This window comes from Pseudomonas fluorescens group sp. (assembly GCF_020093335.1).
GTDB classification, from domain to species: Bacteria; Pseudomonadota; Gammaproteobacteria; order Pseudomonadales; family Pseudomonadaceae; genus Aquipseudomonas; species Aquipseudomonas petroselini.
Genome location: NZ_JAIOKW010000016.1, coordinates 1 through 14,253, shown reverse-complemented (window position 1 = coordinate 14,253; position 14,253 = coordinate 1). Strand labels below are relative to the sequence as shown.

The window sequence follows — 14,253 nt, the reverse complement described above, 5'->3', positions numbered from 1 at the left end:
AGAGCTGAAAGGCCCGTCGATAAAGCTTTTCAACTGATTGTATTGTCGAACGAGTTTTTCACTATAGCTTCACAAACTGACTACAGTGTCAGGGCGAAGATCGCCCCCATTGATATAAGGAACATAGACATGGGTTTGTTCAAAACAGCGCCAATGCGCTATTTGCTGTTGGTAACCGGTGCCTGGCTGGTTATTTTCTTGCTCACACGCAGCGTACTGCTCATCACTCACCTGGACGAGGTCGGAGGCAACTTACTGCCGGTGTTTGGTGTGGGTGTGCTCTACGACTTGGGTTTTCTAGCCTACGCGGCCCTGCCACTGGGGCTGTACCTGCTGCTATGCCCCCCCGCCCTGTGGCGCCGCCGTGGGCACCGTTGGTTCCTGCAGGCAGTGCTGACTGTCAGCCTGTTCGCCATGTTGTTTACCTCGGTTGCCGAATGGTTGTTCTGGGATGAATTCGGCGTGCGCTTCAACTTTATCGCCGTCGATTACCTGGTGTATTCCGATGAGGTGTTGAACAACCTGTTGGAGTCCTACCCGATCGGCAAACTGCTCAGCCTGCTGGCGATGCTGGCCATGGTGCTGAGCCTGGCCCTGCGCAAGCCATTCAACGCAGCGATGAGTGCCCCGCTGCCGGCGATGCGTGGTCGTCTGCTGAACGCCCTGGCCCTGCTGGTCGTCACCGGCCTGAGCCTGCAACTGATCAGCCAGGACAGCCCGCGCACGCAGGGCGGCAATGCCTACAAGAACGAGTTGGCGAGCAATGGCCCGTATCAGTTCTTTGCGGCCTTCCGTAATAACGAGCTGGATTACCCGCAGTTCTACAAAACCCTGCCGACGGACATCGTGGCACGACAACTGCGCGCTGAACTCAGCGAACCCAACGCGCGCTTCATCGGCCAGGACCCGCTGGATATCCGCCGCGCCATCACCAACCCAGGCACGCTACGTAAACCCAACATCGTGCTGGTGACCATCGAAAGCTTCAGCGCCAAGTACCTGGGCAGTAATGGCGATGGCCGCAACCTTACGCCTAACCTGGATGCGCTGCGCAAACAGAGCCTGTATTTCAATAACTTCTACGCCACCGGCACCCGCACCGATCGCGGTCTGGAGGCGATCACCCTGGCAATTCCACCCACGCCTGGGCGCTCGATCGTCAAGCGCATCGGCCGGGAAAGCGGCTTCGCCAGCCTCGGCCAACACCTCAGCGCCATTGGCTATGACAGTGTGTTCGTCTACGGCGGGCGTGGTTACTTCGACAATATGAACGCGTTCTTCAGCGGCAACGGTTATCGGGTCGTCGATCAGAGCAGCGTGCCTGAATCGGAGATTTCGTTTAAAAACGCCTGGGGCATGGCCGACGAGGATCTGTATAAACAGACCCTCAAGCTGGCCGATGCCGACTACGCCAAACAGCAGCCGTTTTTGTTGCAACTGATGACCACGTCCAACCATCGCCCGTACACCTACCCGGACGGGCGCATCGATATCAAATCCGGCAACGGCCGTGATGGCGCGGTGAAATACACCGACCATGCCATCGGCGAGTTCCTGGAGGCAGCGCGCCAGAAGCCGTGGTTCGATAACACGATTTTCGTGTTCGTCGCCGACCACACGGCCGGCAGCGCGGGCAAGGAAGACTTGCCTATCACCAACTACCAGATTCCACTGTTCATCTATGCGCCCAAGCTGATCGATGCTCGGGAAACCGCGCAACTGGCCAGCCAGATCGACCTGGCGCCAACCTTGCTGGGCCTGATCAACCTGAGCTACGAATCAACCTTCTTCGGCCGCAACCTGTTGCAGGACAACCCGCTGCCACCGCGCGTAGTGGTCGGTAACTACCAACACCTGGGTTTGTTTGACGGCACTGACCTGGCGATCCTCAGCCCACGCCTGGGTCTGCGTCGCCACGATCAAGCCTTGGGCGAGAGCCAGGAGCTGCGGGTCGGCAGCGATGACGCGTTGATCCAACGGGCGATCACCTACTACCAAGCCGCCAGTTACGGGTTCAAGCAGCAATTACTTGGATGGCGAGCCCCCAAGGACGAGGCTCCGGTACTTAGCACGCGTTAACGAACACGTCCCGTGCCGTTCGGTACGGGATTCTTCAAGCAGGGTTCGTCATGCAGTCCACACTCGCGGCGCCGGCTTCCAAGCCACTCAATCTTTGGCTGTGCCTGGGCATACCCGCCGGTGGCACGCTCCTGATGCTGTTGCTGGAGCTGACATCGCTGGACATGGACCTCGCCAAGCGTTTCTACAATGCGGCGGATGGCGGCTTCATCGGGCGTTACAGTTTCTTCCTTGAAGACATCCTGCATGACCGTGCCAAGCAATTGGTCATCCTGTTTTCGGTCCTGGCGATTCTAGGGCTTGTCGGCACCTTTATCCTGCAACGGCTCAAGCCTTATCGCCGCGAACTGGTCTGCCTGGTCCTGTCCCTCGGCCTGGCGACGGCCTTCGTCTCGCCGTTGAAAACCATCACCGCCGTGCAGTGCCCCTGGAGCCTCAAGGAATTCGGCGGCCAGGAAACCTACAGCGAGCTGCTGAGCCCGCGCCCGCCCACGGATAAACCTGGGCGCTGCTGGCCCGGCGGTCATGCGGCAACCGGGTTTGCCTTGTTTGCCTGGTTCTTTGCGCTACGCGATCGCCGGCCACGCCTGGCGCGCAAGGCATTCATCTTTGCCATCGGCCTGGGCAGCGCTTTTTCAGTGAGCCGCATGCTGCAAGGCGCCCACTTCTTCTCCCACAATGTATGGACAGCGATTTTCTGTTGGCTGATCTGCCTGGGCCTGTACTGCCTGTTGCTCTACCGGCCCTCGAGGGTTGAGGTGCCGCAGGTGCGGGAACTCCACACGTAGACGGGCAACCTGTTCAGCCACTGCCGATGCCCACACAGGCACAAAAAAGCCCCGCCTGCATCACTGCAGGCGGGGCTTTTTCAAGTGCCGGGTAAGGCTGGCTTACATCATGCCGCCCATGCCACCCATGCCGCCCATGTCTGGCATACCGCCACCGCCAGCGCCTTCAGCCTTAGGCTTGTCAGCGATTGCAGCTTCGGTGGTCAGGATCAGGCCACCGATGGAGGCTGCAGCTTGCAGCGCGGAACGAGTCACCTTGGTAGGGTCCAGGATGCCCATTTCGATCATGTCGCCGTAGACGCCAGTCGCAGCGTTGTAACCGTAGTTACCTTTGCCGTTCTTGACTTCGTTGACCACAACGCTTGGCTCGTCGCCGGAGTTGGCAGCGATCTGGCGCAGCGGCGCTTCAACAGCACGACGCAGTACAGCGATACCGACGTTCTGGTCAGCGTTGTCGCCGGTCAGGTTGGTCAGGGCTTCCAGAGCACGGATCAGCGCAACGCCACCGCCAGGTACCACGCCTTCTTCAACGGCTGCGCGGGTTGCGTGCAGGGCGTCTTCAACGCGGGCTTTCTTCTCTTTCATTTCAACTTCGGAACCGGCGCCAACCTTGATCACTGCAACGCCGCCGGACAGCTTGGCCAGACGCTCTTGCAGTTTTTCACGGTCGTAGTCGGACGAAGTTTCGGCAACCTGGGCACGGATCTGGGTGATGCGAGCCTGGATGTCCTGCTCTACGCCAGCACCGTCAACGATGATGGTGTTTTCTTTGGAGATGGTCACGCGCTTGGCGCTGCCCAGGTTTTCCAGGGTGGCGCTTTCCAGGCTCAGGCCGATCTCTTCGGAGATAACGGTACCGCCGGTGAGAACGGCGATGTCCTGCAGCATGGCCTTGCGACGGTCGCCGAAGCCTGGAGCCTTGACGGCTGCAACTTTAACGATGCCACGCATGTTGTTCACAACCAGCGTCGCCAGGGCTTCGCCTTCAACGTCTTCGGAAACGATCAGCAGTGGGCGGCCGGCTTTGGCAACGGCTTCCAGCACTGGCAGCATTTCGCGGATGTTGGAGATTTTCTTGTCAACCAGCAGGATCAGCGGGCTGTCCAGCTCGGCAACCATGGTTTCCGGCTTGTTGACGAAGTACGGGGACAGGTAGCCACGGTCGAACTGCATGCCTTCTACAACCGACAGTTCGTTTTCCAGGCCAGTGCCTTCTTCAACGGTGATCACGCCTTCTTTACCGACTTTTTCCATGGCTTCGGCAATGATGTCGCCGATGGAGCTGTCGGAGTTGGCGGAGATGGTGCCTACCTGAGCGATAGCCTTGGTGTCAGCGCATGGCTTGGACAGGTTTTTCAGCTCAGCAACGATGGCGATGGTCGCCTTGTCGATGCCGCGCTTGAGGTCCATCGGGTTCATGCCGGCAGCGACGGCTTTGTAGCCTTCGTTGACGATCGCCTGGGCCAGGACGGTAGCAGTGGTGGTGCCGTCGCCTGCGTCATCGTTGGCACGGGAGGCAACGTCTTTGACCAGCTGCGCGCCCATGTTTTCGAAACGGTCTTCCAGTTCGATTTCTTTGGCGACGGAAACGCCGTCCTTGGTGATGGTCGGAGCGCCGAAGCTCTTCTCGATGATCACGTTACGGCCTTTCGGGCCCAGGGTCGCTTTTACTGCGTCAGCCAGGACATTGACACCGGTGAGCATTTTCTTGCGGGCGGAATCGCCGAATTTAACTTCTTTAGCAGCCATGATCGATATTCCTTAAATACTTTGTAGTAACGGGAAAATGAGCGGGGAAATCAGTCTTCCAGAACGGCGAGAATCTCGTTCTCAGCCATAACCAGCAGGTCTTCGCCGTCGACTTTCACAGTGTTGCTGCCGGAGTAAGGGCCGAATACAACCTTGTCACCGACTTTAACGGCCAGCGCACGTACATCACCGTTTTCCAGGGTCTTGCCTGGGCCAGCAGCGACGATCACACCGTGGTTGGCTTTTTCAGCAGCCGAACCTGGCAGAACGATCCCGCCGGCGGTTTTCTTTTCTTCTTCGCTGCGACGGATTACGACGCGGTCGTGCAGAGGACGAAGCTTGCTCATTGTCGATCTCTCCTAATTGTGTTTTTCATCGGCCGGTGTGTGTACCGGCGGGTTGTCTTCCGGCTGTGCCGGTCGCGCCTCGCCAAGCAAGACGCGGAAGTCTGTCTGGTGTCGCCACCAGAAACCTTGCGGTGACCGTTACATAAGGGCGCATAAGCTTATTACAAGGGGCCGCGGCGGAAATTTTTTACCTGTGCCGACGGCTGAAAGCAACACGGCACCCGAAGGTGCCGTGCCAATGAAGCGGTTATTTGCTGTCGCGGTGTTCGAACTCACCTTCGATCACATCGCCTTCACGCCCCAGGGGCTGGCGCGGAGCCGGGCCACCACGGGGTTGCAGGTCTTCGGCGAAGGCACGCTGGCGAATCGCAGCCTCTTCAGCCCGCTGGCGCATCTTGCCGGCCAGCAGCTTACGGGTGACTGGCAGCAACATCACCAGGCCCACCACATCGCTGATAAAGCCTGGCAGGATCAACAGGCCACCCGCCAGGGCCATCATCAGGCCTTCAAGCATGGTCTGCGCGGGCAATTCGCCACGGTTGAGGCTTTCACGGGCACGTAGCGCCGTGGCCAGGCCGGCGACGCGCAGCACCAGGACGCCGAGCATCGAGCCGAGAATGATCAGCAACAGGGCCGGGAAAAACCCGATCGCACTGCTGACTTGAACGAATACGAACAGCTCCAACACCGGGAACAGCAGAAAGAGCAATAAAAAAGGGCGCATCAAATGGTTCCTCAACGCAAGAATGCCTTGCCAGTCCACCTTAGATGACGTCGCCATTTCGTGAATTCAAGCGTCAGCGGCCTCTTTTTTCGGCCAGACCTCGGCGTGAGCCAATGAAACCAGCGCTTCGCGGACTTGTGTCGGCGTGTTGCAAGGCGCTGCAAAAGGCAACCAATGCAACGACTGGCCAATACGCAAATGCATACCTTCGCTGTCGATGCCCGCCAACTGCGCAGGTTCGGTGGCAGGCAGGCCTGCCAGTTCAATGTAGTGGGCAATGGCCTTGGTGTGATCGCTGTTCATGTGTTCGATCATGCTGCGCTCAGCCTGGCCGGCGAACGGGTTGGCGAGGGTCAGTTGGTCGACCCAGTGAATCGCGCCAAAGCCGCCGATGTAGCGGTGGCGCACCGGCTTGAGTACCCAGAAGTCGAAGTCGTGGGCCTTGTGGTAGTTGGCCGAATCGGGGAAGTACCGATAGTAGCGTTCGGCCGCTGCTTCAATCGCGGCACCCTCTTCCAGTTTTTCGGCTTCGGCCAGGTAGGTCAGGCGCCCGACCGCCTGCACGTCATCCGCCTCACGTTCACCCACCAGCAATGAGCACTTGGGATCTTTTTGCAGGTTATGGGTGTGCTGGGCAATCAGGCTGATCAGGATCAGCGGGCGGCCCTGCTCGTCCAGGCAATACGGCACGACCGACCCGAAAGGGAAACCGGGCATGGCCTTGGACAATGTGGAGAGGGCCCCACGGTATTCCTTGAGCAACAGCTCTCGGGCGTTCTTGGCAACCTGTGCGCTCAACGTTTGACTCCTCGGGTATTCCGCCGCCCATGGCATATGGGAATGGATCTCAACACAAGGTAATCAATCTACGCACCAGTTGCCAGAGGCTCTCCTGCCGGGAGGTGTCGAAGGCTGTTACCAGGCCACACCGAAGCCTGCGGTGTAACGGGTCTTGCTCAGGCTGCTTTCCGAGTCGCCACTGATGACATCGCGTTCAGCCTTGAGGTTGAGCGAGGCCCATTCGGTGACTTTGTAGCGCAGGCCCATTTCCGCATCCAGGGAATACTCCGCCGGACCACCGATGGGTTTGCCGAGTTCGCCGCTGGTGAAGAACTCAACGGTCTTGCCCACCAGATAGCGGTTGTAGTTCCACTTCATGGCCAGGGAATAGAAGTTGTCCTTGCCGCCGTCGGAATATTCGTAATCGGTGCGGTTAACCAGCGAGCCCAGGGAGAATGCCCCCAGCTCATCATCCCAGAACTGGTAGCCCGGGCCGGTACCGACCGTACGCTGGCGGGCGAGGTCTTCAACCTTGTCACGCTTGTAGGTCAAGCGACCTTGCCAGAACCAATGTTCGGTCAGGAAGCGGTCGAGGTCGTATTCCAACGCCCAGTTGTCGGTGGTGGTCACGTCGTCCTGGAATTCGCGGTTGTACTCGCCCTGCCCGGTATGGCGCCATTGGCCATGCCGCGCGGTGGTCTTGAAGTCGACGTCGTAGTCGTTGGTGTCCTTCTCGGCGCGCTTGTAGTCCAGCGCCATGTCGACATTGCCCTTCCACACCAAGTCTTCGATCACCGGCTTGGGCTTGATGATCTGCTGGATACTGGCCAGGTCGACGGTCTTGGGCGCCTCGCCATTGGCCAGCACCACTTTGCCATCATCCGCCGCTTGCAATGATTTGGCCTTCTCGCCCGTGTCGGCATCCTGCTTGACCAGTAACTCCTGGTCGCTTTGCAGGGTCTTGACCTGCTTCCAGTCCACCGGGATGGCGCCCGCGTAGTCGGTCTGGATCAGCAACTTACCGCCGTCGAAGACCTTGATCTTGCCGGTCAGGCGATCACCGTTCTTTAACCACACGGTATCTGCGAGCAAGGGCGTTGAGGCGCTGACAACAGCGAGGCACAGCAGGGTTCTGGACAACATAAGCGGATTCGAGGCTCGGGCTTGGCGAAAAGAGGGCATTATCGTGTTAGATAACGTCTTAGCAAGGACTGACTCAAGGATCGGGGTTGAGTTCAATGCTCATCGCCATGTTTACAGACGTTTCTTACACAAATGACGACGATTTCAACGGATAGACTCACAGTGAATAAATCTGCCGAGCCCCCGCAAAGCCCCGCCGAGATGCGCCGCACCGCGCTGTACCTGACCCTGGCGCAAGTGCCTGAAGGTTGCGTGGTCAGTTACGGCGAGCTGGCACACCTGGCCGGGCTCGGACGCGCGGCGCGCTGGGTGGGCCGCACCTTGAGCCAGCTTCCCGAAGACACCAAGCTGCCTTGGCACCGTGTATTGGGTGCCGGTGGTCGGATAAGTCTGCCGGCGGGCAGTGCGTCAGGTGACGAACAGCGCGCGCGTTTACGCGATGAAGGTGTCACTGTCCGCAACAATCGCGTGGATATTCAGCGCCATGGCTGGCGCCCGGTAGAGCACAGCGGTTAGAGTGCGCGCTTTGTTTCCGCAAACCTGAGGCAGACTCCAGCCCATGCCCCGTAAAACCTGGCGCGCCGCGCTCGCCGCCTATGCCAGCCCCTCGACGTTAGTCCTGTTGTTGCTCGGCTTTGCCGCCGGCTTGCCTTACATGTTGGTGTTCTCGACGCTTTCAGTGTGGTTGCGTGAGGCCGGTGTGGCCCGCGAGACCATCGGTTACGCGAGCCTGATCGGTCTGGCGTATGCCTTTAAATGGGTCTGGTCGCCGCTGCTCGACCAATGGCGCCTGCCGTTGCTCGGCAAACTCGGACGCCGCCGCTCCTGGCTGGTGTTGGCCCAATCGCTGGTGATCCTCGGATTGATCGGCATGGGCTTTTGCGACCCGCAGAAACACTTGTCCTGGCTGATCGCTATCGCCGTCGTCGTGGCCTTCGCGTCGGCGACCCAGGACATCGCCGTCGACGCCTACCGCCTGGAAATCGCCGACGACAGCCGCCAGGCTGCCCTGGCCGCCAGCTACATGTCCGGTTATCGCATCGCTGCGCTGCTGGCCACGGCGGGTGCACTGTTCTTTGCCGAAGGCTTCGGTTCCACCGGCTTCAACTATAAACACTCGGCCTGGACCGGCACCTATGTGCTGTTCGGCGTGTTGATGATTCCTGCGCTGCTGACCACCCTGTTCATGCGCGAACCCAATGTGCCACTGCGCACCCAGTTGCAGGCCGGGCGCTACAGCTTCGTGCATCAATTGGTCTCGGTGTTTGTGCTGATCGTGTTGCTGGTGTCGGTGCCGGCGATGTTCACCCAACTGTTCAACACGGATTTCGCAAGCGTGCTGTTCCACGGCATGAGCCTGTGGGACTTGCTGATGGAAGACCGTGCCTTCCTGCGCGCCATCCTCTATATCACCCTGACCGCCCTGTGCCTCTCGGCCATGGGGCGACGCGGCCTGGCCCCTGTGCTGACGCCGGTCAATGACTTCATCCTGCGCTACCGCTGGCAAGCATTACTGCTGCTGGGGCTGATCGCCACCTATCGCATGTCCGACACGGTGATGGGCGTAATGGCCAACGTGTTCTACATCGACCAGGGCTTCACCAAAGACCAGATCGCCGGGGTCAGCAAGATCTTCGGCCTGATCATGACCTTGGTGGGTGCCGGCATGGGCGGCCTGCTGATCGTGCGCTTCGGCATCCTGCCGATCCTGTTTATCGGCGGTATCGCGTCGGCCGGCACCAACCTGCTGTTCGTGATGCTGGCGGACATGGGCCCGGACCTGCAAATGCTGATCTTCACCATCTCGCTGGACAACTTCAGCTCGGGGCTGGCGACCTCGGCGTTCGTCGCCTACCTTTCAAGCCTGACCAACCTGAAGTTCTCCGCCACCCAATACGCCCTGCTCAGCTCGATCATGCTGCTGCTGCCGCGCCTGATCGGTGGGTATTCGGGGGTGATGGTCGAAAAGTTCGGGTATCACAATTTCTTCCTGATCACCTGCATGTTGGGTGTGCCGACGTTGTTGCTGATTGCGCTGCATTGGTATCAGGAGAATCGGCGGATTCGGTTGAATCCACCGGTAGACGACTGACACACATGCTTGTGTAGTGAGGGAGCTTGCTCCCGCTGGGGTGCGAAGCGCCCCTATAAAAGCCGGCTCCAGCTGCGCTGTCGAACGGGAGCAAGCGCCCTCACTACAAACAGCCCTGTATTCTGATGCCTGTACGGCGGCAGCTTGCGCCCGTACAATCCCAAGTCATTTCAAGTCCAAGCAACCGACAACGGCCTACCATGCGTACCAGTCAATATTTGCTCGCCACACAGAAAGAAACGCCTTCCGACGCGGTCGTGATCAGCCATCAGCTGATGCTGCGCGCCGGTATGATCCGCAAACTGGCCTCCGGCCTGTACACCTGGCTGCCCATGGGCTTGAAGGTGATGCGCAAGGTCGAAGCCATCGTGCGTGAAGAGATGAACGCCGCCGGCTCTCTGGAAGTGTTGATGCCGAGCACCCAACCGGCTGAGCTGTGGCAGGAATCCGGGCGCTGGGAAGAGTACGGCCCTGAACTGCTTCGCTTCAAGGACCGTCATGGCCGCGACTTCTGCGCCGGCCCGACCCACGAAGAAGTGATCACCGACCTGATGCGCAACGAGCTGAGCAGCTACAAACAGCTGCCGCTGAACCTGTATCAGATCCAGACCAAATTCCGTGACGAAATCCGCCCACGCTTCGGTTTGATGCGCGGCCGCGAATTCATCATGAAGGACGCCTATTCGTTCCACGCTGACCAGGCGTCCCTGCAGGTCACCTACGACCGCATGCACCAGGCCTACTGCAACGTGTTTACGCGCCTGGGCCTGAAATTCCGCCCGGTTGAAGCGGACAACGGCTCCATCGGCGGTGCCGGCTCCCACGAATTCCACGTGCTGGCCGAGTCCGGCGAAGACGATATCGTATTCAGCAACGGTTCCGACTACGCAGCGAACATCGAGAAAGCCGAAGCCGTGCCACGGGAAACCTCCCGTCCAGCGCCGGCTGAAGAGCTGCGCCTGGTGGATACGCCAGAGACCAAGACCATCGCGGCCCTGGTGGAGAAATTCAATCTGCCGATTGAAAAGACCATCAAGACCCTGATCGTGCGCGCCGAAGAAGAAGGCAAGCTGATCGCCCTGGTGATCCGTGGCGACCACGAGCTCAACGAAATCAAGGCCGCCCAGCAACCTGGCGTGGCCAGCCCGCTGGTCATGGCCTCCGACGCCGAACTGCGCGACGCCATTGGCGCCGGTGCCGGCTCCCTCGGCCCGCTGAACCTGCCGCTGCCGATCATCATCGACCGCTCGGTCGAGCTGATGAGCGACTTCGGGATCGGCGCCAACATCGACGACAAGCACTACTTCGGCGTGAACTGGGAACGTGACCTGCCGGTGCCGACCGTGGCCGACCTGCGTAACGTGGTGGCCGGCGACCCAAGCCCGGATGGCAAGGGCACCCTGGAAATCAAGCGCGGCATCGAAGTCGGGCATATCTTCCAGCTGGGCAACAAGTACAGCAAGGCGATGAAGTGCGAAGTGCTGGGCGAGAACGGCAAGCCGATCACCCTGGAAATGGGTTGCTACGGCATTGGCGTATCGCGCGTGGTGGCCGCTGCCATCGAGCAGAACAACGACGAGAAAGGCATCATCTGGAGTGACGCCCTGGCGCCGTTCCAGGTTGCCCTGGTACCGCTGCGTTATGAAACCGAGCAAGTGCGCGAAGCCACCGACAAACTGTATGCCGAACTGACGGCCGCCGGTTTTGAAGTGTTGCTGGATGACCGGGACAAGAAAACCAGCCCGGGCATCAAGTTCGCCGACATGGAACTGATTGGCATCCCGCACCGGATCGTGGTCAGTGACCGCGGCCTGGCCGATGGCAATCTGGAATACAAGAGCCGGACCGAAGCCGAAGCCCAACCGTTGCCGGTGGCTGACGTGCTGTCTTTCCTTCAGGCGCGTATTCGTCGCTGAAAACCAGATCAAGAGAAGTCATGTTCAAGCGAAACACCAGAGCCCTGGGGGGCGCCGCCTTGTGCGGCGCCCTGCTGGTCAGCGGCTGCGCCAACCAGATGTCGCAACGCAGTGAGCACGAGGAGCGAGTCGAGCGTAAGTTGCTCGACCACAGCCTGCAGATCGATGTAGGCGAACCCAAAGTGCTGGAGCTGCCGCAACGCCGGGTACGCATTCACGAGCAAAAGACCTTCGAGGTCACTGAGTTCGAAGTCACCCGTCGCTACGATCGCTACACCCCTTACCAACCCTGGCGAAAACTCTATGAGATGCCCTTGGGCGCGGTCGCTTTGGTGGCGGGCGCGGGCGCCAACGTGGTGAACATCTTCGCCCTCGGCAACCTGCCGACCAGCATGACCCACGACTGGCTGACCTACGGTGTGGACGGTCTCAACCCGTTCATGAACGTGCAATCCCACGGCCGTGCGCAACAGAACCTGGCGGGCATCGATGAAGTCCAGCGCGACAAGCGTGTGGAGTATTCGAGCCTGCCCTGGAGCGAACGCCCGGTGCAGGTCACTGCCGGCAAGCAAGTGCATGAGCTGACCACCGACCGCAACGGCGTGCTGCGCCTGAACCTGTTGGACAGCCCGTTTGCCGAGCAGGACTTGAACCGCGTCACGACCCTGAAGATCAGCGTGGAAGATGGCCAGGACGATGTGCATTCGGACTCGACCCTGGCGATCAGCAACACCCTGCGCGGCAAGTTGCTGGAAGCCCATGGCCTGATCTACGACGACCTGGAAGACGACGAAGTCAGCCAGTGGGTGCACCGCGTCAAGCGCCTGTCGGAGCTGGGCCTGGAAGAGGAAGCCAGCGAGCTGGAACAAAGCCTGATCGAACTGACCCGCAATGATCCCGAGTTGCAGCAGGAATTCCTGCAGGCACTGACCAAGGATGCGGGGCGGCTAGTCGCAGACCCTGGAGCACGCTGAGACGCTCGAAGTGTTGCAGAACAAATGTGGGAGGGGGCGTGCCCCCTCCCACATTTTGGTTCCGGGTTCCTACCAGGAGAACTCGAGCTGCTCGTTGCCGTTGCTCAGGTCCAGCAACCGCACACCAATCCCCAACAACCGCACCGGCTTCCCGCCACGATTGAACGCCTGGGTCAGCAGTTGCTGATAACTCTCCAGGTCCCGCCCGGCCCCCGCCTGTTCCAGCGTCGTCTGGGTAAAGTCATGAAACTTCACCTTAACGAACGGCTTGCCCGCACGGTAACTGCTGTCGATGCGCGCCATGCGTCCGGCCAGGGTTTCCATCAATTCGGGGAGTTTGGCCAGGCAGCTTGAGAGGTCCGGCAGGTCCACGTCGTAGGTATTTTCTACACTGATCGACTGCCGGCGACTGTCGTTCTGCACGACACGATCATCGACCCCACGGGCCAGGCTCCACAGCCGCTCGCCAAAACTGCCGAATTCGCGCACCAGCGCCAGCTTGTTCCATTCACGCAACTGCAAGCAGTCTTCTATGCCCAGGCGCGCGAGCTTGTCGGCGGTGACCTTGCCCACACCGTGCAACTTGCTCACTCGCAACTGCGAGACAAAGTCTTCGACCTGGTCCGGGGTAATCACGAACAACCCGTTGGGTTTCTTCCAGTCACTGGCGATCTTGGCCAGGAACTTGTTCGGCGCCACGCCTGCGGACACGGTGATGTGCAATTGGTTGGAGACGCGGCGGCGAATGTCCTGGGCGATACGCGTGGCGCTGCCGCCAAAATGCGGGCTGTCGGACACGTCCAGGTAGGCTTCATCCAGCGACAGCGGTTCGATCAGGTCGGTGTAATCGCGAAAGATCGTCTGGATTTCCTTCGACGCTTCCTTATAAGCATCCATGCGCGGCTTGACGATGGTCAGGTCCGGACACAGCTTCAAGGCATGGCGTGACGACATCGCTGAGCGCACCCCGTAGGCGCGTGCCTCGTAGTTGCAGGTAGCGATCACCCCGCGCCGGTCCGCCGAGCCGCCCACCGCCAACGGCTTCTGCGCCAGGCTCGGGTCATCGCGCATCTCGATGGCGGCGTAGAAGCAATCACAGTCGACGTGGATGATTTTGCGCTGCGTCATATAAACGGGGTGTGAACCTACGGGGCGCCAGTATCGCATTCACACCTGTATATAGCACCAGTAGTTTGAATCTTCCGCTTGAGCGGTAGGAAAATTCCAAGATGAATTTATTTTCTCAATCGAATTTCGCATCCCAATAGAGCTGAAACCCTCGGCCCGACTGGCCCAGAGCCTCATCCGGCGTTAGCTTGGAGAGCTAACCACTTGAACCACAAGCGCTTTTCTTCAATTCACAGGTTGACACACACGCGTTCCTCTGTAGAATGCCGACACACAGACGCGGGATGGAGCAGTCTGGTAGCTCGTCGGGCTCATAACCCGAAGGTCGTCGGTTCAAATCCGGCTCCCGCAACCAAACATCAAAAAAGGCTACTCGAAAGAGTGGCCTTTTTTGTGCGTGCTTTTTTTGTATCTGCTTTTTTGTAGTGAGCGGGCTTGCCCCGCGCTGGGTGGCGAAGCCGCCCCAAACCAGGCGACTTGGTTTATCAGGCGCTCGGCGGTGTCTTTGTTGGGGCGGCTTCGCCACCCAGCGC

At 59.7% G+C, this 14,253-nt stretch carries 12 protein-coding genes and 1 tRNA gene; 7 read left to right on the top strand and 6 right to left on the bottom strand.

All coding sequences use genetic code 11. From position 1 onward, the window contains the following. The first annotated feature begins 129 nt into the window (after positions 1–129). Positions 130–2,079 (top strand): LTA synthase family protein, encoded by a 1,950-nt coding sequence (locus tag K7431_RS17635; protein ID WP_015885677.1) that lies wholly within the window; start codon positions 130–132, stop codon positions 2,077–2,079. Positions 2,080–2,129: 50 nt separating this feature from the next. Further along, entirely contained in the window at positions 2,130–2,867 is a 738-nt protein-coding gene (locus tag K7431_RS17630) for a phosphatase PAP2 family protein (RefSeq protein ID WP_015885678.1), read from the top strand. Positions 2,868–2,969: 102 nt separating this feature from the next. On the opposite strand, the gene groL is transcribed toward K7431_RS17630, so the two are convergent. The 5 genes from groL to K7431_RS17605 form a co-directional block, all read right to left on the bottom strand. Next, positions 2,970–4,616, bottom strand: a complete 1,647-nt coding sequence (gene groL, locus K7431_RS17625; RefSeq protein ID WP_015885679.1) for a chaperonin GroEL — start codon at positions 4,614–4,616, stop codon at positions 2,970–2,972. A 50-nt stretch (positions 4,617–4,666) separates the two neighbouring features. After that, positions 4,667–4,963 (bottom strand): co-chaperone GroES, encoded by a 297-nt coding sequence (locus tag K7431_RS17620; protein ID WP_003175874.1) that lies wholly within the window; start codon positions 4,961–4,963, stop codon positions 4,667–4,669. 247 nt (positions 4,964–5,210) lie between these two features. Next, the gene (locus K7431_RS17615) at positions 5,211–5,687 is read right to left on the bottom strand and encodes an FxsA family protein (RefSeq protein ID WP_015885680.1); all 477 of its coding nucleotides are present in this window, start codon (positions 5,685–5,687) and stop codon (positions 5,211–5,213) included. A 66-nt stretch (positions 5,688–5,753) separates the two neighbouring features. After that, positions 5,754–6,485: a HugZ family pyridoxamine 5'-phosphate oxidase gene (locus K7431_RS17610; RefSeq protein WP_015885681.1), complete on the bottom strand. Its 732-nt coding sequence runs from the start codon at positions 6,483–6,485 to the stop codon at positions 5,754–5,756. A 117-nt stretch (positions 6,486–6,602) separates the two neighbouring features. Further along, a complete protein-coding gene (locus K7431_RS17605; protein WP_043205834.1) occupies positions 6,603–7,610 on the bottom strand; it encodes a DUF481 domain-containing protein in 1,008 nt (335 codons plus the stop codon). Between the two features lie 201 nt (positions 7,611–7,811). Between K7431_RS17605 and K7431_RS17600 the strand changes: the two genes are divergently transcribed. The 4 genes from K7431_RS17600 to K7431_RS17585 all read left to right on the top strand — a co-directional run bounded on the left by K7431_RS17600 (position 7,812) and on the right by K7431_RS17585 (position 12,592). Then, positions 7,812–8,126, top strand: coding sequence for an MGMT family protein (locus tag K7431_RS17600; protein ID WP_046035256.1), 315 nt, complete (start codon positions 7,812–7,814; stop codon positions 8,124–8,126). A 43-nt stretch (positions 8,127–8,169) separates the two neighbouring features. Next, on the top strand, positions 8,170–9,702 hold the full coding sequence (locus K7431_RS17595; RefSeq protein WP_015885684.1) for an AmpG family muropeptide MFS transporter: 1,533 nt from the start codon (positions 8,170–8,172) through the stop codon (positions 9,700–9,702). Between the two features lie 200 nt (positions 9,703–9,902). Beyond that, positions 9,903–11,618 (top strand): proline--tRNA ligase, encoded by a 1,716-nt coding sequence (locus tag K7431_RS17590; RefSeq protein WP_043205836.1) that lies wholly within the window; start codon positions 9,903–9,905, stop codon positions 11,616–11,618. Positions 11,619–11,638: 20 nt separating this feature from the next. After that, positions 11,639–12,592: a hypothetical protein gene (locus tag K7431_RS17585; protein ID WP_015885686.1), complete on the top strand. Its 954-nt coding sequence runs from the start codon at positions 11,639–11,641 to the stop codon at positions 12,590–12,592. A 69-nt stretch (positions 12,593–12,661) separates the two neighbouring features. Here K7431_RS17585 and dinB read toward each other — a convergent pair whose 3' ends face one another. After that, positions 12,662–13,720: a DNA polymerase IV gene (gene dinB / locus K7431_RS17580; protein WP_015885687.1), complete on the bottom strand. Its 1,059-nt coding sequence runs from the start codon at positions 13,718–13,720 to the stop codon at positions 12,662–12,664. A 278-nt stretch (positions 13,721–13,998) separates the two neighbouring features. Here dinB and K7431_RS17575 point away from each other — a divergent pair. After that, positions 13,999–14,075, top strand: a tRNA-Met gene (locus K7431_RS17575). Positions 14,076–14,253 lie beyond the last annotated feature (178 nt).